15 protein-coding genes and 1 pseudogene are annotated in these 22,917 nt (G+C 43.8%); 10 read left to right on the top strand and 6 right to left on the bottom strand.

Going from position 1 to position 22,917, the window contains the following annotated elements; translation table 11 throughout:
- Window positions 1–52 precede the first annotated feature (52 nt).
- The 4 genes and pseudogenes from ACE1CM_RS16760 to ACE1CM_RS16775 all read left to right on the top strand — a co-directional run bounded on the left by ACE1CM_RS16760 (window position 53) and on the right by ACE1CM_RS16775 (window position 6,933).
- Complete coding sequence (locus tag ACE1CM_RS16760) at window positions 53–4,324, top strand: aminotransferase class III-fold pyridoxal phosphate-dependent enzyme (RefSeq protein ID WP_374878648.1); 4,272 nt, start codon at window positions 53–55, stop codon at window positions 4,322–4,324.
- A 51-nt stretch (window positions 4,325–4,375) separates the two neighbouring features.
- Entirely contained in the window at window positions 4,376–4,897 is a 522-nt protein-coding gene (locus tag ACE1CM_RS16765) for a hypothetical protein (protein ID WP_374878649.1), read from the top strand.
- 308 nt (window positions 4,898–5,205) lie between these two features.
- Window positions 5,206–6,558 (top strand): annotated as a pseudogene (locus ACE1CM_RS16770) (condensation domain-containing protein); the annotation flags it as partial.
- Window positions 6,559–6,654: 96 nt separating this feature from the next.
- On the top strand, window positions 6,655–6,933 hold the full coding sequence (locus ACE1CM_RS16775; protein ID WP_374878702.1) for an acyl carrier protein: 279 nt from the start codon (window positions 6,655–6,657) through the stop codon (window positions 6,931–6,933).
- 584 nt (window positions 6,934–7,517) lie between these two features.
- On the opposite strand, the gene ACE1CM_RS16780 is transcribed toward ACE1CM_RS16775, so the two are convergent.
- From ACE1CM_RS16780 to hutH, 4 genes are all read right to left on the bottom strand, one after another.
- On the bottom strand, window positions 7,518–8,777 hold the full coding sequence (locus ACE1CM_RS16780) for an MFS transporter (RefSeq protein ID WP_374878650.1): 1,260 nt from the start codon (window positions 8,775–8,777) through the stop codon (window positions 7,518–7,520).
- A gap of 462 nt (window positions 8,778–9,239) precedes the next feature.
- Window positions 9,240–9,485, bottom strand: a complete 246-nt coding sequence (locus ACE1CM_RS16785; RefSeq protein ID WP_374878651.1) for a hypothetical protein — start codon at window positions 9,483–9,485, stop codon at window positions 9,240–9,242.
- Window positions 9,485–9,700: a hypothetical protein gene (locus ACE1CM_RS16790; protein WP_374878652.1), complete on the bottom strand. Its 216-nt coding sequence runs from the start codon at window positions 9,698–9,700 to the stop codon at window positions 9,485–9,487. The genes ACE1CM_RS16785 and ACE1CM_RS16790 overlap by 1 nt, the downstream gene beginning before the upstream one ends.
- Before the next feature lie 13 nt (window positions 9,701–9,713).
- The gene (gene hutH / locus ACE1CM_RS16795) at window positions 9,714–11,399 is read right to left on the bottom strand and encodes a histidine ammonia-lyase (RefSeq protein ID WP_374878653.1); all 1,686 of its coding nucleotides are present in this window, start codon (window positions 11,397–11,399) and stop codon (window positions 9,714–9,716) included.
- A gap of 508 nt (window positions 11,400–11,907) precedes the next feature.
- On the opposite strand from hutH, the gene ACE1CM_RS16800 reads away from it, so the two are divergent.
- From ACE1CM_RS16800 to ACE1CM_RS16825, 6 genes are all read left to right on the top strand, one after another.
- The gene (locus ACE1CM_RS16800) at window positions 11,908–12,075 is read left to right on the top strand and encodes a hypothetical protein (RefSeq protein WP_374878654.1); all 168 of its coding nucleotides are present in this window, start codon (window positions 11,908–11,910) and stop codon (window positions 12,073–12,075) included.
- A 412-nt stretch (window positions 12,076–12,487) separates the two neighbouring features.
- On the top strand, window positions 12,488–14,311 hold the full coding sequence (locus ACE1CM_RS16805) for an AMP-binding protein (protein ID WP_374878655.1): 1,824 nt from the start codon (window positions 12,488–12,490) through the stop codon (window positions 14,309–14,311).
- Window positions 14,312–14,317: 6 nt separating this feature from the next.
- Window positions 14,318–15,379, top strand: a complete 1,062-nt coding sequence (locus ACE1CM_RS16810) for a thioesterase domain-containing protein (protein WP_374878656.1) — start codon at window positions 14,318–14,320, stop codon at window positions 15,377–15,379.
- Between the two features lie 99 nt (window positions 15,380–15,478).
- Window positions 15,479–15,604 carry a hypothetical protein gene (locus ACE1CM_RS16815; protein ID WP_374878657.1) on the top strand — a complete coding sequence of 42 codons (126 nt, stop codon included), beginning with the start codon at window positions 15,479–15,481 and terminating at the stop codon, window positions 15,602–15,604.
- Window positions 15,605–15,699: 95 nt separating this feature from the next.
- Window positions 15,700–18,363 (top strand): amino acid adenylation domain-containing protein, encoded by a 2,664-nt coding sequence (locus ACE1CM_RS16820; RefSeq protein ID WP_374878658.1) that lies wholly within the window; start codon window positions 15,700–15,702, stop codon window positions 18,361–18,363.
- 290 nt (window positions 18,364–18,653) lie between these two features.
- Window positions 18,654–20,159: an MFS transporter gene (locus tag ACE1CM_RS16825; RefSeq protein ID WP_374878659.1), complete on the top strand. Its 1,506-nt coding sequence runs from the start codon at window positions 18,654–18,656 to the stop codon at window positions 20,157–20,159.
- An 804-nt stretch (window positions 20,160–20,963) separates the two neighbouring features.
- Here the strand turns inward: ACE1CM_RS16825 and ACE1CM_RS16830 are convergent.
- Together ACE1CM_RS16830 and ACE1CM_RS16835 are read right to left on the bottom strand one after the other, a co-directional pair.
- A complete protein-coding gene (locus tag ACE1CM_RS16830) occupies window positions 20,964–21,242 on the bottom strand; it encodes a hypothetical protein (RefSeq protein ID WP_374878660.1) in 279 nt (92 codons plus the stop codon).
- A gap of 524 nt (window positions 21,243–21,766) precedes the next feature.
- On the bottom strand, window positions 21,767–21,961 hold the full coding sequence (locus ACE1CM_RS16835; RefSeq protein ID WP_374878661.1) for a hypothetical protein: 195 nt from the start codon (window positions 21,959–21,961) through the stop codon (window positions 21,767–21,769).
- Between the last annotated feature and the right edge of the window lie 956 nt (window positions 21,962–22,917).

Below are 22,917 nucleotides of genomic sequence, written 5' to 3' on the forward strand. Positions count from 1 at the left end.
CCGCTCCAGACGCAGAGAACGCAGAGATAAGAGAAAAGGAGAGGAAGGAAAGATGATGTTGGATAATTTGAAGAGTGAGGTGAGGGATTCGGATATTGCAATTATTGGAATGTCTGTCAATGTGCCGGGGGCAAAAAATATTGATGAATTCTGGCAGAATTTAAAAAATGGGGTGGAATCGATTCAGTTTTTCTCGACAGAAGAGGTTTTAGCTTCTGGGGTGAATCGGGAATTAGCCTATCATCCTAACTATGTAAAAGCTAAGGCGGTGGTGGATGATATCGATAAGTTTGATGCTGAATTTTTTGGGATTCATCCCAGGGAAGCAGAAATTTCTGACCCCCAACATCGCTTATTTTTAGAATGTGCGCGATCGGCTTTGGAAATATCGGGTTACGATTCCCAAAGTTATGATGGACTGATTGGGGTTTATGCAAGTGCGGGAATCAGTCGATACTATTTGCAGAATATTTATGGCAATAGTGAGTTATTAAAGTTTTTTGATGATTTTCAACTGTACTTGGCTAATGATAGCGAGTTTCTGGCTACGAGAACTGCTTATCGATTGAATCTTAAAGGTCCTGCAATTAATATTCAAACCGCTTGTTCGAGTTCTTTAGTTGCAGTTCATTTGGCTTGTCAAGGGTTACTTAGTGGAGAATGCGATATCGCGTTAGCGGGAGGTGTCACCCTGAAGGTAAATCCTGAAATTGGCTATTTGTACCAAGAGGGAATGATTCATTCTCCTGATGGTCATTGTCGCGCTTTTGATGCTCAAGCAAAGGGAACAGTTGGGAGTGGTGGAGTGGCAATTGTCACCTTGAAACGAGCGACAGAAGCGATCGCGGATGGGGATTACATTTATGCTCTAATTAAAGGGTCTGCTATTAATAACGATGGTGCGGTGAAAGTCGGTTATACAGCACCAAGTATTGAAGGTCAAGTTAATGTGATTCTGTCGGCTCAATCTGTAGCTGATGTAGCAGCAGAAACGATTACTTATATTGAAGCACACGGTACGGGAACGCAACTCGGAGATCCGATCGAAATTGCAGCATTAACTCAAGCATTTCGCGAGAGTACGAATCAAACTCAATTTTGTGCGATTGGTTCCCTCAAAACAAATGTGGGACACTTAAATAGTGCTGCTGGTGTTGCGGGTCTAATCAAAACCGCCTTAGCTATTAAGCATCAGCAAATTCCCCCCAGTTTGCATTTTGAGCATCCCAACCCCAATATTGATTTTGCTAATAGTCCATTTTATGTCAATACCAAATTATCTCATTGGGAGAGTCAAGAAGCACCTCGACGAGCGGGAGTGAGTTCTTTTGGGATTGGCGGAACGAATGCACATATTATTCTGGAAGAAGCTCCCACGATTAACAACCTAAATCGGGAGGGAAAATATCCAGATCAATTACTCATTTTATCTGCTAAAACCCCAGCCGCTCTTGAGCAAGCAACTGAGAATTTGGGACACCATCTGCAACAGCATCCTGACCTAGAATTGGGGGATGTTGCTTATACTTTGAGTCTAGGACGAAAAGCCTTTGAACATCGGCGGATAGTCGTTGCTGCAAATCTTGAAGAAACAACAAATCATCTCTTATCAAACTCTTCTTCCCTCGTGACAGGAAAGGCGAAAAAGAGTCCCCCACCCGTGATTTTTATGTTTTCGGGACAGGGTTCTCAATATGTCAATATGGCGCGGGGTTTATATGAGCAGGAAAAGGTATTTCGCGAAACGGTCGATCGATGTGCTGAATTATTGTTCAGCGACTTGAGATTGGATTTGCGTTCCCTGATTTACCCGGAAACTGACCAGCAAGAAAAAGCCGAACAACAACTGCAACAAACTGCGCTCGCACAACCCGCTTTATTTACCATAGAATATGCTCTGGCTCAATTGTGGCAATCTTGGGGTGTTCAACCTGCGGGATTTATTGGTCATAGTGTGGGAGAATATGTAGCGGCTTGTTTAGCAGGAGTTTTCTCCCTGGAAGATGCACTTTCCTTGATAGCAGCACGAGGAAAAATGATTCAGCAACTTCCACCCGGAGCCATGTTATCTATTCCGATTGCTCCCGAAAAAGTACAACCATTTTTAAATGAATCCTTAGGGATTGCTGCGATTAACGAACCCTCTCGTTGCGTTGTTTCTGGGACTATAGACGCGATCGCGGCTTTAGAAAATCAACTCAAAACTCAAGGGATTGAAACACGACCTTTGAAGACTTCCCATGCTTTTCATTCGCCAATGATGGAGCCAATTTTAGATGCCTTTACCCGTCGAGTGGCAAAAGTCAAGCTGTCTTCCCCTCAAATTCCTTTGGTTTCTAATGTTACGGGAAATTGGATGACTCCAACCCAAGCAACCGATCCAAACTATTGGAGTAACCATGTCAGATCCTTAGTCAATTTTGCTGGCGGAATTGAGTGTTTTCTCAACAACCCAGACCAAATCCTGCTAGAAGTTGGACCGGGAAGAACCTTAAGCACCTTCGTCAAACGCCATCCGCTTTTTAAAACCACCCAAATTGTCTTGAATTCTGTACGTCATCCGCAAGAAACAGAGTCAGATATTCGCTTTGTTTTGAAAACCTTGGGACAGCTTTGGGTTAATGGTGTAGCGGTGAATTGGGATTGTGTTTATCAGGAGCAATCGTGCGATCGCATTCCTTTACCTACCTATCCCTTTCAACGTCAGCGCTATTGGGTAGAACCAAATAAAACTACTCAAACGACTCAATCTCCCAATGTGGCGATCGATTCAGATTTTTCCTCTAATAGTAAGCCTGAAATGACTCCTCAAACCTCAAACTTAGCGTACTCCCCTACTCCTAACCTGATGACCGATATCAAAGAAATCTTTGCAGAAATATCGGGACTCAATCCTGCTGCTTTGGATGAGTCGGCAACCTTTTTAGAAATGGGGTTTGATTCATTAACCTTAGCTCAAATTGCCCAAGCTTTAGAAAAACGATTTAAGCTCAAACTGACTTTCCGCCAACTGATTCAGGAATTTTCTACCCTGAAGTTGTTGTCTGAGTATTTGAGTGCAAACTTACCCGCAGAGTTGGTTAAACCCATCCAAACCAACCCAATTCCAACCAACCCAATTCCATCCAATCCCGTCCCTATTAAAACACCGCCTGTTTCCCCTACTAATCAGCCCGATATTCAATCTATCATCACTCAGCAATTGCAAGTGATGTCCGAGCAGTTAGCGGTACTGCGGCAATGGGACAGTAGTGTTCGTCCAGAGGCGCAGAATCCGCAAAGAGGAAATAATTTCGCTACAAATGGAGTGGATAGTACTCGAAATTCCCAGCCGGAAACATCACCCAATTACAAACCTTTGACTGTGGGAGCCAAGATTCAAAAAAATCCCAAACAAGCGTTAACTCCAAGTCAGCAAACTTTTCTTCAAGACTTAATCAAACGATATACAACAAAAACAACTCAATCAAAAGCCTACACTCAAGCTAATCGCTCTCATTTTGCCGATCCTCGCACGGTTTCTGGGTTTAATCCCACGCTCAAAGAAATGGTTTATCCCATTGTTACCACCCGTTCAGCATGCGCAAAACTATGGGATATAGATGGGAATGAATACATCGATTTAGTCAACGGTTTTGGGTCTAACTTTTTGGGACACTCATCCCCTCTGATTCAATCTGCGATCGCCAAACAACTGGAACAGGGAATAGAAATTGGACCGATGACTCTTCTCGCCGGAGAAGTCGCACAATTAATTTGCCAGATGACTAACTTCGATCGAGCAACATTTTGTAATACGGGTTCAGAAGCCGTATTAGGCGCGATGCGAATTGCTCGCCCGGTGACAAATCGCAGCAAAATCGCCATTTTTTCAGGAGGTTATCACGGCATTTGTGATGAGGTAATTGTTCGTCCTACCAAAGACTACCGAGCCATTCCCGCCGCTTGTGGCATTATGCCAGAAGCACTCCAAAATATGGTAGTAGTTGATTATAATAACCCTGAATCCTTAAAAATTCTGGCAGAATTAGCGGATGATTTAGCTGCGATTTTAATTGAACCCGTGCAAAGTCGCTATCCAGATATTCAACCGCAAGAATTTCTGCGTCAGCTTCGTCAATTGTGCGACAGATCGGGAACAGTTCTCATTTTTGATGAAATGATTACGGGTTTCAGAATACACCCATCCGGAGCGCAAGCAGCATTTGGCGTTCAAGCAGATATCGCCACTTACGGCAAAATTGTAGGGGGAGGAATGCCGATTGGTGTAATTGCCGGAAAATCCCGTTTTATGGATGCTTTAGATGGCGGATTTTGGCAATAGGTCGACGAATCTGTTCCCGAAGTTGGTGTCACCTTTTTAGCCGGAACTTTTGTGCGTCATCCCTTAGCAATGGCAGCAGCTAAAGCAATATTGTCTTATTTTCAACAAAATGGTGAGGAGTTACATACCCAGTTAAATCAGAAAACTCATCAAATGGTGGCAACCCTAAACAATTATTTTGATTCCATCCAAGCCCCACTGAAAATGGTGAATTTTGGCTCTCTGATGATGCTGAAATTTACCCAAGATATCAGTTATTCCGAACTGATGTTCTATTTATTGCGAGAGCGAGGAATCTATATTCAAGAAAACCGACCCATCTTTCTCACCCTCGCTCACTCCGATGGGGAAATTCAAGCGGTAATTGATGCCTTTTGTGAAAGTGTTAACTCACTGCAAAAAGCAGGTTTTTTCGGACAGATAGTGACTGCTACCGATACCCACTTAAGCGAACATCCAGAAAATCAGCCCCCTCTTCCAGGAGCTAAATTAGGACGAGATCCCCAAGGGAATCCGGGTTGGTATTTTCAAGATCGACAAACAGGTGTTTATCAACTGATCAAAAGTTTGTAGATAAGTAAGTCTGCGCAAAAAATCAAGGTTTGTAGTAAGCGCTTAAGCGCTGACTACGAGCGGTATCTTCAACAGCGACAAACAGGTGTTTATCAACTGTAGCTCGCTAAGTCGGCGAAAAAAAAGGTTTGTAGTAAGCGCTTAAGCGCTGACTACGAGCGGTATCTTCAACAGCGACAAACAGGTGTTTATCAACTGATAAAAAGTTTGTAGCTCGCTAAGTCGGCGAAAAAAAACAAGGTTTGTAGTAAGCGCTTAAGCGCTTACTACGAGCGACTTTTATTCACCAGTTGAGTAGCATTCAATCAATGTCAAAACCCCTTTTCGTCCCTGTAGATTTTGACCCATTTGCTAAGGGGGAACTACAGTCAACTGTCCCCACCACAGAATCACAACAGGAAATTTGGCTCTCTGTACAGATGGGAGAAGATGCTAATTGTGCCTTCAATCTCTCAATGGTGCTGAATTTATCTGGTTCCCTCAATATAGAGGCGTTGCACTTTGCTCTCGCTACGATCGTCGAACGACATGAATCTCTTAGAAGTACCTTTAGTCCCGATGGTCGTAAGTTATGTATTGCTCCTAGTATCAAGTTTGATATCCCTTTGATTTCTCTAGAATAACTGTCTATTGATGAGCAAAAACAAGCATGGCAAAATCTTCAATTCGATGCTGTCAAGCAACCCTTCGATTTGATTTGGGGACCTTTATTTCGGGTCAAATTAGTTAGGCTCAGTCCCCAAGAACATAGACTCCTGTTTACAGCCCATCATATTATTTTTGATGGTTGGTCTTTAGGAGTTTTTTATTCTGAGTTATCAACCCTTTACAATGCGATAAAAAGAGGTGAAATTCCCAAGCTTCCTCATGCTATTCCCTTTAGTGAATACGCTCTCTGGTCGCAACAACAGATGAGGACAGAAGCCTATCTATTGGCTGAAAAATATTGGTTAAACCGACTTAATCCACCAGTACCACCATTAAATTTGCCTACAGATCGTCCCTATCCCAAAGAGCGAAGTTTTAATGCTTCTAGAGAGGATTGGGAGATTCCTGCTAAAACTATAGTTTCCCTCAAAAAAATCGGGATGAGTCAGGGGGCTACGTTTATGATTACGTTAACGGCAGCTTTTGAAGTTTTTCTGTATTCCCTCACCCAACAGCCAGATTTTGTCCTCGGTATTGCGATCGCCGGACAATCGGTAAGCGATAAATTTCAATTAATCGGACATTGCGTGAATTTGCTTCCTTCACGCACCAAGGTTAACCCACAGATAAATTTTGCCGATTATTTGCGCTGGCGTTCTGACACTTTAATGTCAGATATTGAACATCATCAGCTAACATTTGGGAGTCTGCTGAAAAAGTTAAAATTGACCCGACAGCCCAACCGAATTCCTTTAATTTCGATTAGATTCAATGTCGATCGAGTGACTAAACCGCAAAAACTTCACTTAGAAAAATTAACGGTTGAAAGTTCGATTATTCCCAGATATTACGAAAAGTTAGAGCTATTTATTGATGCTTTAGAAACCGAGGAGCAATTATTGTTGCGGTGTTACTACAATACAGATTTATTTGAAGATCAAACAATCTGTAGCTACCTGCAAGAATTTGAGAAGCTACTGAATAAGATGGTGGATAGTCCCCAATTGACGATCGCTAAATATGCAGAACAACTCAGTCTTGAGATGCAAGCGCGATGTTTACAGATACCAGATGAATCATCTGTAGCCAACCTCAATAAAAATGGTAAGATGACCCCATTGCTTCAGCAAAGAACAACGCCAAAAACCGTCTGCACAGTCGGTACACTGGAAGCAAAACTGATTGAGATTTGGGAAAATCTTCTCCAAACTAAACCGATTTCTGTGGAGGATGATTTTTTTGATTTGGGAGGTAACTCTTTGCTGATGATGGTTCTGGCGGCGGAGATTGAAAAACAATTTTCCATAAAATTGCCGTTACGTTTATTAGTTTATGCATCTAGACTAGAGGATTTAGCTAAGATAATCCGTCAGAAAAAATCCGATTAATACCAATTTCCTAAAATTGGGCTACATATTGACCCTCTTTTATGACTCTCGATACAGAATATTGAGAAACCATTGATTTTGTAGGGGTGAAGCATTGCGGCGATAAATCTATCGTCAAAGGGGAAAGTGTAGATACCGCAATGCTTCACCCTTTTTCTTGGTGGCGATAAATCTATCGTCAAAGGGGAAAGTGTAGATACCGCAATGCTTCACCCTTTTTCTTGAGCCATAGTGACAGAAGAGCGATAAACTTGTACTTAGAAAGGCAACTATAGCAGTGAGCGAATCCTGTATTTACAGATTCCGATTAAACTGAATAATATCATATCCGTTTCCGTTTGTCTCGGTTGCCTAAGGGCAGGGCGAAGCATTCGGATAAAAACCTTGGGTTTCTTACAGAAGTTATCGCCCGAATGCTTCGCCCCTACAAATATACACAACCGATGCTATCGGACATGATATAAGTTTCCTATCTAGGAGACCTGATACTCCTAAAAAAAAGCGTGGAATTGTCGGGTAGGGTTGAGGGATTAACCTCGCCCTCCCCAACCCAGATTAAAGTGTGTTTATTCGGATTTCTATCGTTATTCAGCAAGCCCTTCTTGAGATAAAGAATTCTGCTGCAAGGAAAACAAGGAACTTTCCAAAATTACCAAAATGGTTACAGCAACAACGAGTACGCCCCCACCTACTAGGATTAATGAAGCACCATAGCGATCTGCTAATATGCCCCCGAACAAATAGCCGATTGTCGTACCCAACTGCCCTAGAGAATTACGAATACTAAAGATGCGTCCTTGTAGCCTTTCGGGTACCCACTCAAGCCAAATTGCGGTACTTGAAGTATTGACGGCAGGTCCGACTACACCATAGAGAAAAGTAAAACCCATCGCCAATGCGACTGTAGGACTTATCCCTAGAGAAGCCCTACATAAACCGCAAGCAGGCATTCCTATTAGTAACGCCTGTACTCGTTGGGAAAAACCTCCGGTTGCTGTGACAGCTATACTACTAACTATCCATCCAATACCATAAGCCGTTTCCAGAGCAGCCAAGACACCAGGACCTCCATTGAATACTTGAGTGACAAGCAGTGGCAGGATTGAAGGAAGTGTAATTCCAATGTTGACTAACATGAAGAACACTAAAAGTATAGTTAGACCACGGTTTTGACACATAAAGTGCCAAGCTTCAATCAGGTCTTGCTTATACTCATCATTGGCTGTCCACAAACCCTGTTTTTCTCTGTCCAGAAGCGGTGGAAGTTTCACAAAGATTAACGAAACAAAAGAGATAATAAAAGTCAGCAGTTGCACTTCCAAAATTTGAGACACAGCAAACCAATTGAATAGCAATGTTGCTATCACTGGTCCAAAAACTGACTTTGAGGCGTGCATGACTTCTCGGATTCCAGCAAGTTTGCCACGACCTTCTGGGGTGATGATTTGACTACAGGCTGAAAGGAGTGTGGGTTGGTGGACTGCTGCAAGCACGCTAGAGAGTACAGCGAACAGCACCAACAAAGGTATATTAATTTTTTCTAGGGCAAAGGCTGCAATGATTGGCACAAGCAGCACTGCGTTGAGCAAGTCGCAGACCAGCATTATTTTCTGCCGTGGCAGTCGGTCTACTATAGGAGCAAGTAACGGACCCAATAAAATGCCAGGTACCATAGAAGCTATGAGCTGTATCGCAATAAGCGTACCTGAGTTATATGTGGCGGTCAGCCACCACACGATAGCAAAAGTACTGATTCCGCTTCCCAATACAGAGAGAAACTGTCCTATGATTAGCAAAAAAAAAGCTAACTCGATATCCAGGAAAGAGCATGATTTGAGACTCAAAAATGTTTACGAATTACGCAACGGGCACACTCTTCCTGCATCAAATATGGTAATTATTTCTGCTGAATGTGTCTTTTTATTTTGCTACGCGACTTAAATCCAGTCAATCACTCCAAAAGGATATATATGCGCCCGTCCTGAGTAAGATAAACTGGTCTGACGCGCACCCATCCGGATTTCTATGAAAAATAGTTGGGAAAGGCAACTAGAGATCGACGGTCTCACCTTTGTTTCTTTTCTCGTCGTGGGTCAGTCCTGATAACTTGACAAAATAACTGTTGCCTTATACTTCGCTATACTTGAAATTGTGGTAAAATTAGAATTTGACGCAAGTTGAGATCGCCCCAGAAAATTTGCCTTTTCAACATCAAAAATTGGTTAATGTTCGTAGGTTCGTTCTTGGAGTCTTTTGACAAACGGTCTCGCCCAACCCGTGTGGTCGCCCCCTAAGACAATTCGGGGCTACGGCGGGATTTGTCTGATATAAAGCTTGATTAACTCTTCTGTATCGGGTCGAGTATCTTGTAGGGCTTCATAGGTACTCGACCATTGGCGACGAAAGACCGCGTACAACGAGAAATCCGCTAAACTGTCTGCTTTTGGACTCAGCAACAGCGCATTCATTAACTCAAAGGTAGCATCTTGCGCTTTGCATATATTTTTGTAGATCTCTTGACGAAATTCTTGTATTTGAGTGAGATTTTTCATCACGAAAGATGAGCCTTGGTCAGACTTCTCTCATCTTCTGTCATCCGGGTCAACTTCCCAAAAGCTGACCCGCTATTTTTTTCCTCTCCGATTATCTCCACTCCTACTTGGATTCCTTTTGCGCTCTCTACCTCTCCTAAATTCCAGTTAAAAATTAGAGCAATTTCATCAGGAAATAGCGAGGGACCTCCTTCTATATGATGAGCAATATTCATAGTGCTTTCATCCTTACTTCAAGCTAGACAAAATTTGGTTAACGGCTGCAACAATCTTACCCCCAGAGGCGATATCAGCTGCAATTTGGGCAATGTGCAAGTCTAGGGATTGTTCCTCGTCGTTCCAAATGTAAGGACGGTCAGCAGAAGGAGGGTGTCCTACTACGTTCCGCACTGCCATATATAACTCTCTGGTTGCAGGCGAGAGGGTATCGCGACCATCGTAATGTTCCGCAATTTTATACGTGCGTAAATCAACAGCTTGCACCCCAAACATCAGAGCGATCGCCATATATTGTTGAAAAATTTCTACACTCGTTCGGGCTAAATTAGCAGAAGCAAAACCTTGGCTGTTGATATTTTGGTTATATTGTTCTGCGTGGCTAGGAAATCTGTCTGCTATAGAATTTCCATAAAAAGTTAACAATGGCATAATTGAGTTGCCAGTAATTTGCAACCCCTTTAGTCCCATGTTGACTATCCTCTGTGGATTCCCTACTAACGATGGTGGCAATCCGTTATTAAATTCTGGAGCGACAAGAGAGGCAATTTGTACGTCCAAATGCTTGGCTAATAAACCGATATAGTACCGCAACCGATCCATTCCTACACCAACGTATTGCCCCAAAAAATTACCGCCGTGATAGCTTGCTTGGTTTTCCACATCAATCAGTGGGTTATCAGTGGCTGAGTTAATTTCTACTTCAATTTGTTTTTGAATTTCTGCAATCCCTTCTACAATCGGCCCCATATATTGTGGTAAGCAACGCAGCGAATAGCGGTCTTGAATTGGTTGAGAGCCGCGATAGTCGTGAGAACCGTCTAATTCTTCCCTGATCAGGCGCGAACCTAACAGCAAGTCGAGCATTTGGTTGGCAGTCCAGAGTTGTCCTAGATGGGGTTTTAATTTATGGATGAAGCGGTGAAATGATTGATTGGTGCCGTTTAAGCCTTGGATAACTAGGGCATGGACACCCATTGCTAGTGCTAATAAAACTTTAGTATCGTAGATGCAATTGGCAGCAATACCTGTCATCACTGAGGTGCCATTCATCATTGCCAACCCTTCTTTAGGAAGTAATTGCAATCGCTCTAAACCAAGCAGTTCGAGGGCTGTCAGTGCGTCCAGTTCTTTTCCGTTAAAGTCTACAGTGTAAATTGAGTCCAAACCGATCAACGCCCCAGCAATGTAGCTTAAAGGTGTCAAATCTCCGCTAGCACCGATTGAACCTAATTCATATACATGGGGTGTAACACCACTATTGAGGAACTTTACCATGCGTCCGAGAAGTTCGAGGCGAATGCCTGATGCCCCATACAAGTGAGAATTGAGCCGCAAAAGCATCGCAGCGCGCACATCAGCCAGAGGTAATTTTTTTCCAGCCCCTACCTTGTGATACCGCATCAAGTTGTTTTGCAGCAGTGCCGCACATTCGCGTGAGATCGGAACATTTGCCATGCCGCCAAAGCCGCTGGTGACACCGTAAATAGGCTGACCCGATTCCACAGCATCCTGAATGTAGTCACAGGATGCTTGCACGCCGCCGAGAATATCAGGCGCATCAGTTATGCGTACCTGGACACCGTGACGTGCTACAATAACTACTTCATTTATTGTCAGAGGGCGATCGCCCACTACTAGAGGTTGCTCTGAATTTTCCAGACACATTTTTTCTACAGCCATTGTCATACCAATCATGGGTTTAAATTCCCTCCTAGTAAAGCAGCGAACTAGGTGTTAACCTGTAAAATCGATTTCTGTAGATGTCTAACGATCTATTTAACTCAAGTTTCTAGTTATGATCTTAAACATTTTCGCTCCCCCTAAATCTCCCTTAATAAGAAGTGGTATTTTTAAGGAATGTTCCCCCCTTATTAAGGGGTATCAGGGGGTATCTAATCATATTTGTAACTATCAACTTGCGTTATTTATATTTCCGCTTTGTTGTTCTTCTATCATACCTGAACTCGACCTAATCTGTAAATATCAAATTATTTTTGCCCTCTCTTTGTCCGCCAAACTGCTTTCCTGTATATCTCTTCCAGCATTAAATTTGTTAATTTATTTTCCAACTATTTTTGTGACAAAATTTCCCTTACGGGGCGACAACAATCGTTCAATCCCCCACTCAGTAAGCTATTGACCTATTCATTTTAAATAAAAAAATAGGTCGGCTATTCTCAACCAGACATTACTAATTGAAAATATGAAGTTATTCCCCAGATTATACATCTCAGACCTGAAAAGTCAACTCAAAAGAACAGAAGTTTTAATTTTTTGGCTGTTGGTTACCATTCGGCAACAGGAGAGATGGGTGGGGCTGGAAGAATCAACGATATTTTATGGACTATCGGAAAAATACGTTATGCTGTAAGCTAATATAATCAACAGCGCTCAATTCTGAGGTAGAAAGGGAAGGGTAATTGGTGGCTATGGCGTGAAGCGCCCGTAGCAAATATAATAAAAAAAACCAACCGGAGGCTCTTAGGTGAAGCCATAACAATAACTATTGGGGAAAACTAGCGGGTGGCGATGGTTTGATCGCCAACGAGCGCAAAAAACACTACCTGGCATCCCAGGGATGGTTTTTGCACTCAAAGATCTAAAATTTAGGAAAGCTGCTAGTTGCACAAATACCAAATATTATTGGTGTGGCAGTTGCTCCCAATCGATGAGTAAACGTCGAAAGCGCATTATTATTGGAGAAATGACCCACGTCTACTACTTTAAAAAACCGCCTATTATTTAGATTATAGTCTTGACATGCCACGAGGAACTATCTAACTATGGACTTAGAAAAAAAGCGGCCTTTGTCCGATTTATCTATTGTCAATATAATTAAAAAAAAAGCAGAGAAAAACCCGGAAAGAATTGCTCTTGTCGCTCAAAACCGTACTCCCCTCACGTACAGAAGTCTCTACAATCAAATTGAAGATATTGTTACCAAGTTAAATTCGCTCGGTGTGGGACACAATGACCGGGTGGCAATTGCTTTACCCAATGGACCGGAGATGGCTGTCGCTTTTTTATCCGTAGCTGCTGCTGCGACCTGCGCCCCACTCAATCCAGCCTATAGCGCCAAGGAATTTGAATTTTATCTATCTTCTTTGAAGGCGAAAGCGCTAATCGTACAGTCAGGAATAGACTCGCCAGCAAGAGCCGTAGCCCAAGACCAAGGCATCGCCATTTTTGAACTATCTCCTGTATGGGAAGCTGCGGCGGGAATCTTCAACTTAACTGGCAATATGTCCTCCCCTAATCCAGCACAAAGCGGTTTTGCCAAACCTGATGATGTGGCTTTAGTGCTGCATACTTCCGGCACCACCTCCCGTCCCAAAATAGTACCGCTGAGTCACATAAACCTCTGCACTTCAGCAAAAAATATTCGCGTGGCTCTCAATCTGGTTGAGGGCGATCGCTGTCTCAATGTCCTGCCCTTATTTCACATTTACGGTCTGATTGGCTCAATACTTTCATCCCTGAGTGCTGGTGGAAGTGTGGTTTGTACCTCAGGGTTTGATGCTTCTAGTTTTTTCTCAGGGTTGTTAGCGTTTCAACCAACTTGGTATGCAGCAGTGCCAACCATGCATCAGGAAGTTCTAACACACACTCCAGCCAACCGCGACAAAATTTCCCAGCATCCACTGCGACTTATTTGTTCTGGAGCTGCGGCTGTGCCACAGCAGGTAATACACCAGCTAGAAGCTACTTTCCAAGCTCCTGTGATTGAACAGTACGGAATGACGGAAGCCTCCCTTATCGCTAGCAATCCTCTACCTCCAGGCGAACGCAAGCCGGGTTCGGTGGGTTTGGCGGCGGGAACCCAAATAGCGATTATGGATGAAATGGGTAATTTACTGCCTACTGGAGAAGTAGGGGAAGTTGTCATCCAAGGTGCAAATGTTACTCAAGGTTATGAGAATAATCCAGAAGCCAATGCCAAAGCTTTTACGAATGGTTGGTTTAGAACCGGTGACCTTGGGTATTTAGATGAAAATGGATACCTGTTCCTCAAGGGACGGCTCAAGGAAATTATCAATCGTGGCGGGGAGAAAATTTACCCGATAGAAGTTGATGAAGTTCTGATGGAGCTTCCTGGTATTGTTCAAGCTATAACCTTTGGGGTTCCCCATCCCACACTAGGTGAGGATGTTGCTGCTGCTGTTGTATTGAAGGAAGGTACACAGCTTGAAGAACAAACGATTCGCAGGTTTTTGTTTGAGCGCTTAGCTGATTTTAAAGTCCCTAGTCAGGTAGCGATCGTAGATGCCATTCCCAAGGGAGCAACAGGCAAAGTGCAACGTCTTGGACTTGCCGAGAAACTCGCTGGGTATCTCAAGCGAGAGTACATTCCCCCAAGAAATGAGATAGAACATGAGATTGCAGATATATTTGCTCAAGTCCTAATGCTGGAACGGGTGGGTGTCCACGATAATTTTTTTGGGTTAGGGGGACATTCTCTATTAGCTGCCCAAATTATTTCTTGCTTGCGCCAAGCCTTTTGTATAGAATTACACCTACAAAATCTCTTTCAATTGCCTACTGTAGCTGAACTGGCTAAGTATATTGAGACAGTTGGTTTAATCCAAATTGAAGAGGGAGAACTTTAAAAAATTATGGAACAACTTATAGCTTACCTTGAAAGTTTAAATGTGAAACTGTGGGTTGAGGGTGGTCGCTTACGCTATCAAGCTCCCTTGGGGGTAATCACCTCAGAGCGGCTTGAGCAACTACGAGAACACAAAGCCGACATAATCCAGTTTCTGCAAAAGGATAAACAGAGCTTCAATTCTACCCAACCGAAGGTGCGACGCTGGTCTCCCCTGGTAGGAATTCAAACTCTCGGTCTCAAACCGCCTTTTTTCTGTGTCCATCCTTTATCTGGCAACATTCTGAGCTTCCCAGTTTTAAGCCGTCATCTGGGTGCGGAACAACCGTTTTACGGTTTGGAGGCAATTGGAATGCTGGGACAACAAGAGCCGTTAACAACAATAGAAGATTTGGCAACTTGTTACATCCAAGCAATATCTGTAGTTCAACCTTCAGGACCCTACTTTCTGGGAGGTTACTCTTTCGGTGGATTGGTAGCCTTTGAAATGGCTCAACAACTCGAACAGCAGGGGCATGAAGTCGCTTTACTGGCTATTATCGACACAATGGCACCCACTGCCAAGTTAGATATTGCCCCAGCGAATAATGATACCGACTGGATAAAGCTCTGTTTTAGGATAATAGAATACGAATTCAGAAAAAAATTGCCTTTTGTCTGCGAACAAGTCCAAAAGCTTCAGCCACAAGAGCAAATAGACTACTTCTTGGAGACATTAAAAGCTGCTAACCTGATCTCTCCAAATGTAGGACAGGAGGGGATTCGTCGGCTCGTGCAACTTTGGATGATTCTTGCCAAAGCTGCCATGAGCTACATACCAAGACTGTACAGAGGTAAAATCACCCTTTTTCGATCCTCCGAGGAGCTTCCGCTTGAGGACGACAGAGTGGTAAATAACAGGTTTAAGGAATACGCGATGGGTTGGGGTGAGTTTACAACTAAACCGATAGAAATATATCATATACCGGGCAACCATCGGACTATGATGACTGAGCCTAATTGCTCAGTCCTAGGAGATAAGTTAAAATTCTGTCTCGAACGGGCACAAGCCGGTTCAACTCAGCTATAAAAAGTAGGATTTCTCCCAAATCCGCCTTGAGAACCCCTGTTTTGTGTTTAACCTCGACTCTCTTTCCATCGAATATATCTCACTATTGGAGAAATATTAATGCCAAATCCAGACCACAACAAACCAAACTTCAATAATCTAGGAACGATCGCGCAAGCAGCTGTAAATCTGTCGCCGGAAGAATTGATTAAAACAGAATATTTACAGATGGCGAAACTATGGTAATTATAATATGGATATTCCATGGCAAAAAGTATTCCAAACTGAAGATAAAAAAGAGGTAGAAAATTATTGTGAGGAAATTGAGTGAGAGTGGAAAGATGATAATCATTCAAGTTATGGAAAACCATTTGGAGAAGCAACTGGCTTACTGGAAGCAACAGTTAGCGGACTTACCCCTTCTACTACAGTTACCGACAGATCGCCCTCGTCCCCTCATCCAGCGCTACCACGGTCAAACGCTGCGATTCTCGCTCAATTGCGCTGTAACCGAACAATTGTATAAGCTGAGTCAAGCACAAGGTACGACGCTGTTCACAACCCTGTTAGCCGCGTTTGCCACTTTGCTCTATCGCTACAGTGGTCAAACCGATATCGCGATCGGTTCTCTGATTGCCAACCCTACCCCTGCCGAACTCGATCCGCCGAGCAGATGTTTTGTGAATAGGTTGGTGTTGCGAACTCGCTTTGAGGACAACCCCAGTTTTAGTCAATTACTCGCCCAATTACAAAAAGTGACGCGGGAAGCTTATGCCCATCAAGATGTGACGTTTGAGGAACTGGTAAAAGCGCTGCAACCAGAACGGGATTTAAGTTACTCGCCGCTCTTCCAGGTGATGTTTGTATTGCAGAATACTCCAATGCCAACCCAGGAGTTAACAAATGCCAGATTAACACCGCTAACTACAGAGACGGTCAGTCCAGAGTACGATCTGAGCCTGTGGATAGAGGAGACGGATACAGGGCTGTTGGGGTCTTTGCAGTATAACACTGAGCTGTTCGACGACCAGACCGTTACCCAGATGGTGCGTCATTTTCAGACTCTGCTCGCAGGAATCGTAGCAAGTCCAGAGGAGAGGGTGGGGTATTTGCCGCTGTTAACGCAGGCAGAACAGCATCAGATATTAGTGGAATGGAATGATACGGCAGTTGATTATCCGAAGGACAAGTGTATCCATCAGTTATTTGAGGCACAGGTGGAACGCACTCCAGATGCAGTGGCACTGAGATTTGAAGATCAACAGTTGACCTATCGGCAGTTGAATGAACGAGCTAATCAGGTAGCACACTACTTGCAAAATTTGGGTGTAAAGCCAGAAGTTCTTGTGGGGATTTGCATGGAGCGTTCCCTGGAGATGGTCTTGGGGTTGTTAGGCATTCTCAAGGCGGGGGGAGCGTATGTGCCGATGGATCCAAGTTATCCGGAGGAGCGATTAGGGTACATGATGGGGGATGCTAAGGTAAAGATTTTGCTGAGCCTGCGGTCATTGCAGAAACCCTTGCCTGAGCATCAAGCGGAGGTTGTATATTTGGATGCCGATTGGCAAGTGATTGGGCAGCAGAGTCAGGAGAATCCTGACAGTGGGGTGAGAGGGGAGAACCTGGCTTATGTAATTTATACCTCAGGCTCTACAGGAACCCCTAAAGGCGTCAGAGTCGGACACAACAATTTGTGTCATTACGTGCAGGCAATGCAAATAGCTCTGGGAATCACAGCCGAAGATGTCTATTTGCACACGGCATCTATTGCCTTCTCATCTTCTACCAGACAGTTAATAATGCCTCTAACTCAAGGTGCTACTGTCACAATTGCAACGTCCGAACAGAGAAAAGATCCCTTAGCGCTGTTTGCGAAAATTAAGCAACATGATGTCACGGTTATTGATATTGTCCCCTCCTACTGGCGCAACTGCAATTATGCACTGGCTGGCTTAGCACCAGAGTCAAGACAAGCACTCTTAGACAACAAATTACGGTTAATCCTGTCCGCAAGTGAACCTCTGTTGTCAGATATTCCTAGCAACTGGAACTCTAACTTCCAGCAGGACACACACGCGATCAATATGTTTGGTCAGACAGAAACCTGTGGGATTGTTTCAACCTATCCTATTCCTGCTCAACAGGGTGAGGGGGTACAAGTCGTTCTGATCGGTCGTCCTATCCCCAACACGCAAATCTATTTGTTAGACAGACACCTACAACCAGTGCCAATTGGTGTTCCAGGCGAACTATATATTGGTGGTCGGGGCGTAGGTCAAGGTTATCTCCATCGCCCCGATTTAACTGCTGAGAAATTCATCCCCAACCCCTTTAGCAATGAACCAGATACACGCCTGTACAAAACTGGGGACTTAGCTCGTTACCTAAGCGATGGCAACATTGAGTACATTGGTCGCATCGACCAGCAAGTGAAAATTCGCGGTTTTCGCATTGAACTAGGAGAAATTGAGGCAGCGATCGGAGAACACCCCAATGTTCGGGAAGCAGCCGTCATTGTTCGAGAAGACACCCCAGGGAATAAACGTTTGGTGGCTTATCTCGTTGCCTCAGACCAGTCCACGAACCCCGATGACCTGCGTAGTTTCCTCAAACAGCAACTTCCTGAATATATGATACCCAGTGCATTTGTTCTCTTAGAAGCCTTGCCCTTGACTCCCAATGGTAAAGTAGACCGAAAGGCGTTGTCAGCAACAGCAGCGGAACTCACACGGGAAGAAGAGTTTGTCCCACCTCAGACTCCTATCCATCAAACAATAGCCAATATCTTCTCTTCTGTCTTGGGAGTACAAGCAGTAGGCATCCACGATAATTTTTTCGATCTGGGTGGCAATTCTGTTCTAGCGATGATTGCGATTAACAATATCGAGGAAAAAACGAAACAGGAATTACATGTTGTAACTCTATTTGAGGCACCAACTGTTGCCAAATTTGCAGATTATCTCAATAGAGAGTTTCTCCAAGCTCAGGAAGAGGCGGAAATATGAAAACAGTTGAAGCAATCTTAGAGAAAGGCTAATATGCTTCCAACCTAACTGGGGCAAATAAGCTGACGCCAAGCTAAATTTAAGATTTTGAAGCCTAGACTTAGTTCGCTATCTGCCTGATGGTAATATTGAGTCTCTTGGTCGAATCGATCGCCAAGTAAAGATTAGAGGTATCCGCATCGAACTGGGCAAAATTGAAGCCACCCTAGCACAACACCCAGACCTCCGCTGAACCTGAGTGTGCCAACTGAGTAAAAACTGGTGGCTCTTTCAAATTAGAAAATCAATCAATGAATTCCCAAGAATTAGACTTACTCTCCCCGCTCGAAGAAGTGCAATCTGATGATCTGCAAAATCAGCCTTCCAAATCTGGAAAATGGTGGGCAATGTTGGGCATTGGCATTGGCGTATTCATGCTCTCCTTGGATGTCTTCATTGTCAACATCGCCCTGCCCACCCTGACGCGAGATCTCCACGCTAGCTTTGCCACCATTCAATGGGTTCGCTTAATTTATCCGCTGATGCTCAGCGTTTTAGTGCTGGGTGCCGCACGCCTAGGCGATATGTGGAGTAAGAAGTGGTTGTATCTGAGTGGACTGATCTTGTTCACCATCAGCTCCCTGTTGTGTGGAGTTGCACCAACGGTAAGCTTTTTGATAGCTTTCCGAGCGCTGCAAGGACTCGGTGCCGTGTTTATGTCGGCACTCGCGAGTGCAATTATTACGCAATCGTTCCCTTCACAGGAGCGCGGGAAGGCGCTAGGCATTATTAGCTCGATTGCCTTGTTGGGAATCAGCATCGGACCAACAGTAGGAGGTCTGCTGATTGGTCTGTGGAGTTGGCATACGATTTTCTTGGTTAATGTGCCGATTGGTCTAATTGCCAGCGTAGTTATTGCCCTGGTTGTCCCAGAGGGTGCGACACCTCAAACCAAACAAAGCTTTGATTGGGTTGGAGCGTTGCTGATGAGTGTAACCCTCAGTGGCTTTGCACTTGCCATGACTTCATTACAGAGCGAGAGCAAAAGTTCTCAGACAGGGCTGATAATGCTGGCATTAGCTTTTGTCGGTTTGGGGTGCTTTTTAGCCGTAGAGTCTCGCCTAGAGTCACCGATGCTCGACCTGGCGATTTTTCGCTCCGTAAAGTTTAGCTTCAGCTTATTGCTGAATGCGATGAAATCTGTGGTTCTAGCAGGTATAACTTTGATCGATCCTTTCTTCCTAGAGTTGGTGAAACACTACTCAGCCTTTGAGGTGGGGTTATTGATGGCAATCGGGCCAATTTCAGCGGGGTTGATGGCACCGATTGCTGGGACTTTATCTGACCGCTTTGGTACGCGTATCGTCAGCCTAACTGGGCTAGTGTTGATGGGATGTGGGTGTTTAACAATTAGTACCTTTGACAGCGAATTGACTGTCGGAGGCTATATTGTGCGATTCTTACCCTTCGGGCTGGGGATAGGAATATTCAACTCACCCAACCAAAGCGCCATTATGGGAGCAGCCCCCCAAGAACAGCTAGGCATCGCTTCGGGATTGTTGTCTTTGTCGCAGAACTTGGGACAGACAATTGGTTTGGCGCTTATGGGTACTCTGTTTTCGCTCTTGACCCTGTCTCGCAGACCAGCTCAATCTGTCATGGATGTCACAGAGGCACCGATTGAGGCATTAGTGTTTGGCGTGCAGATGAGTTTTCGCCTAGTTGCACCAATTGTGATGGCGGCGACAATTTTGGCAGCTTACTTGTGGTGGTTGGAGCAAAGGAAAGAGCTTCCGGATGAGGACATACTTGAATAGCCAGCTCAAGGGAAACTTTCATGTTCGGTTTCGCTAGAGAGGGGGAGTTTAGTAATAAATTTCCTCGACTCTAACGGTTTCCGAATTTTACTCATTCGTTGGGATACAGCAGATTGCAAGTGAGTCAGGTACAGCCTTAAGGCTCTCGTTTGTCAAGCGCGCGCTGGACAAACGAGAGGTGTACCTCATGCGGGTGCAAACCGCTATAAACTGCCTTTCTCGCTATTTGGGATTTATAGCGGTTTGCGACTTGATAGAACACACTTTATTTTGCATAAGTTAATAGCCCTTGTCTTGCGTTGCTCTGTTTGTCAAGCGCGCTGCCATTTTTGCTGCGCGCTTGACAAACAAAGCCCCAAGGGCTGTATTCCACTAAGTCGCAAACTGCTATATTCAACTGGCGGCTTGCTTAATGGGAGTATCGCAAACTGGTCAACGCCGCGGCGAAAAGAGCAGGAAGTGTATCCTGAAGATGGTGGCAATTAACTCGGCAACATCCAATGCGAGCGCTTCGCTCAACTGCAAAAGGCTGCACTTTCTCGCTCTCACCTTGACTCTTTAATCACCCATGGTGCGAGCCGATTACCCATGGAGTCTCAACTTTTCCACCTATTTAGTAACCCCTCGCCTAACTGATTTTGATTATCACAATTTGAGAAGCTACTTAATAAGATTGTTCAGGGGGCGACAAGGGTCTTATAAAGCTTGTTGTATAAGTGTTATGGCTTTCACCCCCCGTTGATAAAATGCCCGCTTATTGGGAAGGTTGTCTATTAATTCCTGTATCCATGCCTGACATGAATGTCAGGCCACTATCCAATTGTGACCAGATAAACCTATCCAAAAATTGCTATGTCTTCTCCTTGTTCTTCCTGTTTCTTTTGGGCGGCAAATATAAGGAGCATTTCCTGAAATTAATGTTTTTTCACCAGGCGTCCAGGCGATTGTCATCGCGATGGGAATCAGTAAAATTATCCTCACTAATTTATCTGATGAAGCCCCGCAACCTTCCAGATTATAACCGCCTGTTTTACAATCCTTAAACATCGCTTCTATACCAAAGCGCTGTTGATAAACTTTCACAGCCGTTTCGGCATCATCAAAATTTGTTAGCAAATACCAAGGAGCTTTCTCTTGTTTATTTTTATACTTTCTTCGCCAATAGACAGCTAGGTTAAACCGACCAAACCCTTGTTTTTGTGTGATGTTAATTTCTCAAATAAATTGCCGTTCTCCTGGATTTATTTTTAGACTTGATAATGGGGTCAATTTTTGCCTTTTTTGCCGATAATTCGTGTCTTTCTTTTGCCTCAAAACAAACTTCACCCCTTGAGTGCGTAACCATTTGGCTAGCTCTCCACTGTGAAATTCAAGGGAACCCCACAATCACTATTTTATAAGTTTTAAATAACTTGATAACTGGTCTTAAAAGGTTTTGTTGCTCTCGGAAGTTACTGTTGCCTTTTTTAGACAATCCCATCCAAAATATCGGAAATGCTCTTTTTTGATGAATCGCGCTTGCCATCAAAATATTATTTGATGACCAATGGGAATCCGATTCAAAATTATCTCTTGAATTATTAAAGGAAACCAGAGAATAACTATACTTAGCTCAAATTTAAAAACCGTTGTATGTGGCGACGACTACTATTATGCTGAATTGGTAAAGCGAGAGTTGCTGCCAGCCTTTCTATTTTTACTTGTTTATGGGATTGCAATAACCACACTATCAGTTTTAACGTCATCATTTGAGCTTCGCTCAAGTATTTTTCCAAATGAGAGTGATAGAATGTTGGTAGCATTTTAAATTTCGGTCTTGTTCTAGTAATAAGACCGTTCTTTTTTACCATATACGGGCTATAACTGCGAAAGATGTTTCTAGCCCCACCGTCTCATTGTCAATAAGCCTCGGATTTCTGGGAGGGGGAATCAAGGAGGCAAACCCTTTGGGCATAAGGATTTGGGGGCGCTTGTCGCCCCCTGAAATAAGATTGTGGATAGTACCCAATTGACGATTGCTAAATATGCTGCTACGCATTTAAATCCAATAAAGAGGCGGGCAAGATGCCCACCCCACAAGAAGAAGAGAAAATTTGACTCTCAAATTAGGTGCGTAGCAGCTTATGCTGAAAAACTCAGTCTTGCGATGCAAGTGCGATGTTTACGGATACCAGATGATATCATTTCCGTTTGATTACCCATAGTTAGGACTGACGCACCAGACAAGGGAGACACACGGTCGGATCTGAGTTTTAATTATGGGTGAAAAGCCGGACATCATATAAATCATCCATGCTATATTTTATCCGCTTGGGTTGAGGAACGAAACTCAACTTGTTAGTCCGGAGAGAGTTGGTTTTCGCTTGCCTCAACCCAACCTACGAATGATATCATGTCCGGTTAATCACCCATATTTTGGAATGACTCTGAGGGGGTGACACGGTGACTTGGGAGAGATTTTTATTCAGGGTAATTAGGTGGACATCATATAATTAGATAAATTTATCACCCCCTATTACGGCACCCATCCGAGTTTTTCTTAAAAATCATCGGTTTGCCAAGGAAATATCTCAGCAAGAAACCGGCAACAAACCGGGTTTCTCTCAAAAATCATCAGTTTGCCAAGGAAATATCTCAGCAAGAAACCCGGTTTCTACGATCCTAGGCAAGTTGAGATCGCCCCAGAAAATTTGCCTTTTCAACATCAAAAATTGGTTACATAATAATTATTATAATCAATACTTTTAACTCCAAGGCG

Source organism: Microseira sp. BLCC-F43, assembly GCF_041929235.1.
Lineage (GTDB): Bacteria > Cyanobacteriota > Cyanobacteriia > Cyanobacteriales > Aerosakkonemataceae > Microseira.

What these genes read in the sequence shown, in the direction of transcription:
- ACE1CM_RS16760 (WP_374878648.1), top strand. Translation starts at nt 53, where the DNA reads ATGATGTTGGATAATTTGAAGAGTGAGGTGAGGGATTCGGATATTGCA.
- ACE1CM_RS16775 (WP_374878702.1), top strand. Translation starts at nt 6,655, where the DNA reads ATGACCCCATTGCTTCAGCAAAGAACAACGCCAAAAACCGTCTGCACA.
- ACE1CM_RS16785 (WP_374878651.1), bottom strand. Translation starts at nt 9,485, where the DNA reads ATGAAAAATCTCACTCAAATACAAGAATTTCGTCAAGAGATCTACAAA.
- ACE1CM_RS16790 (WP_374878652.1), bottom strand. Translation starts at nt 9,700, where the DNA reads ATGAATATTGCTCATCATATAGAAGGAGGTCCCTCGCTATTTCCTGAT.
- hutH (WP_374878653.1), bottom strand. Translation starts at nt 11,399, where the DNA reads ATGATTGGTATGACAATGGCTGTAGAAAAAATGTGTCTGGAAAATTCA.
- ACE1CM_RS16800 (WP_374878654.1), top strand. Translation starts at nt 11,908, where the DNA reads ATGAAGTTATTCCCCAGATTATACATCTCAGACCTGAAAAGTCAACTC.
- ACE1CM_RS16805 (WP_374878655.1), top strand. Translation starts at nt 12,488, where the DNA reads ATGGACTTAGAAAAAAAGCGGCCTTTGTCCGATTTATCTATTGTCAAT.
- ACE1CM_RS16810 (WP_374878656.1), top strand. Translation starts at nt 14,318, where the DNA reads ATGGAACAACTTATAGCTTACCTTGAAAGTTTAAATGTGAAACTGTGG.
- ACE1CM_RS16815 (WP_374878657.1), top strand. Translation starts at nt 15,479, where the DNA reads ATGCCAAATCCAGACCACAACAAACCAAACTTCAATAATCTAGGAACG.
- ACE1CM_RS16820 (WP_374878658.1), top strand. Translation starts at nt 15,700, where the DNA reads ATGATAATCATTCAAGTTATGGAAAACCATTTGGAGAAGCAACTGGCT.
- ACE1CM_RS16825 (WP_374878659.1), top strand. Translation starts at nt 18,654, where the DNA reads ATGAATTCCCAAGAATTAGACTTACTCTCCCCGCTCGAAGAAGTGCAA.
- ACE1CM_RS16835 (WP_374878661.1), bottom strand. Translation starts at nt 21,961, where the DNA reads ATGCTACCAACATTCTATCACTCTCATTTGGAAAAATACTTGAGCGAA.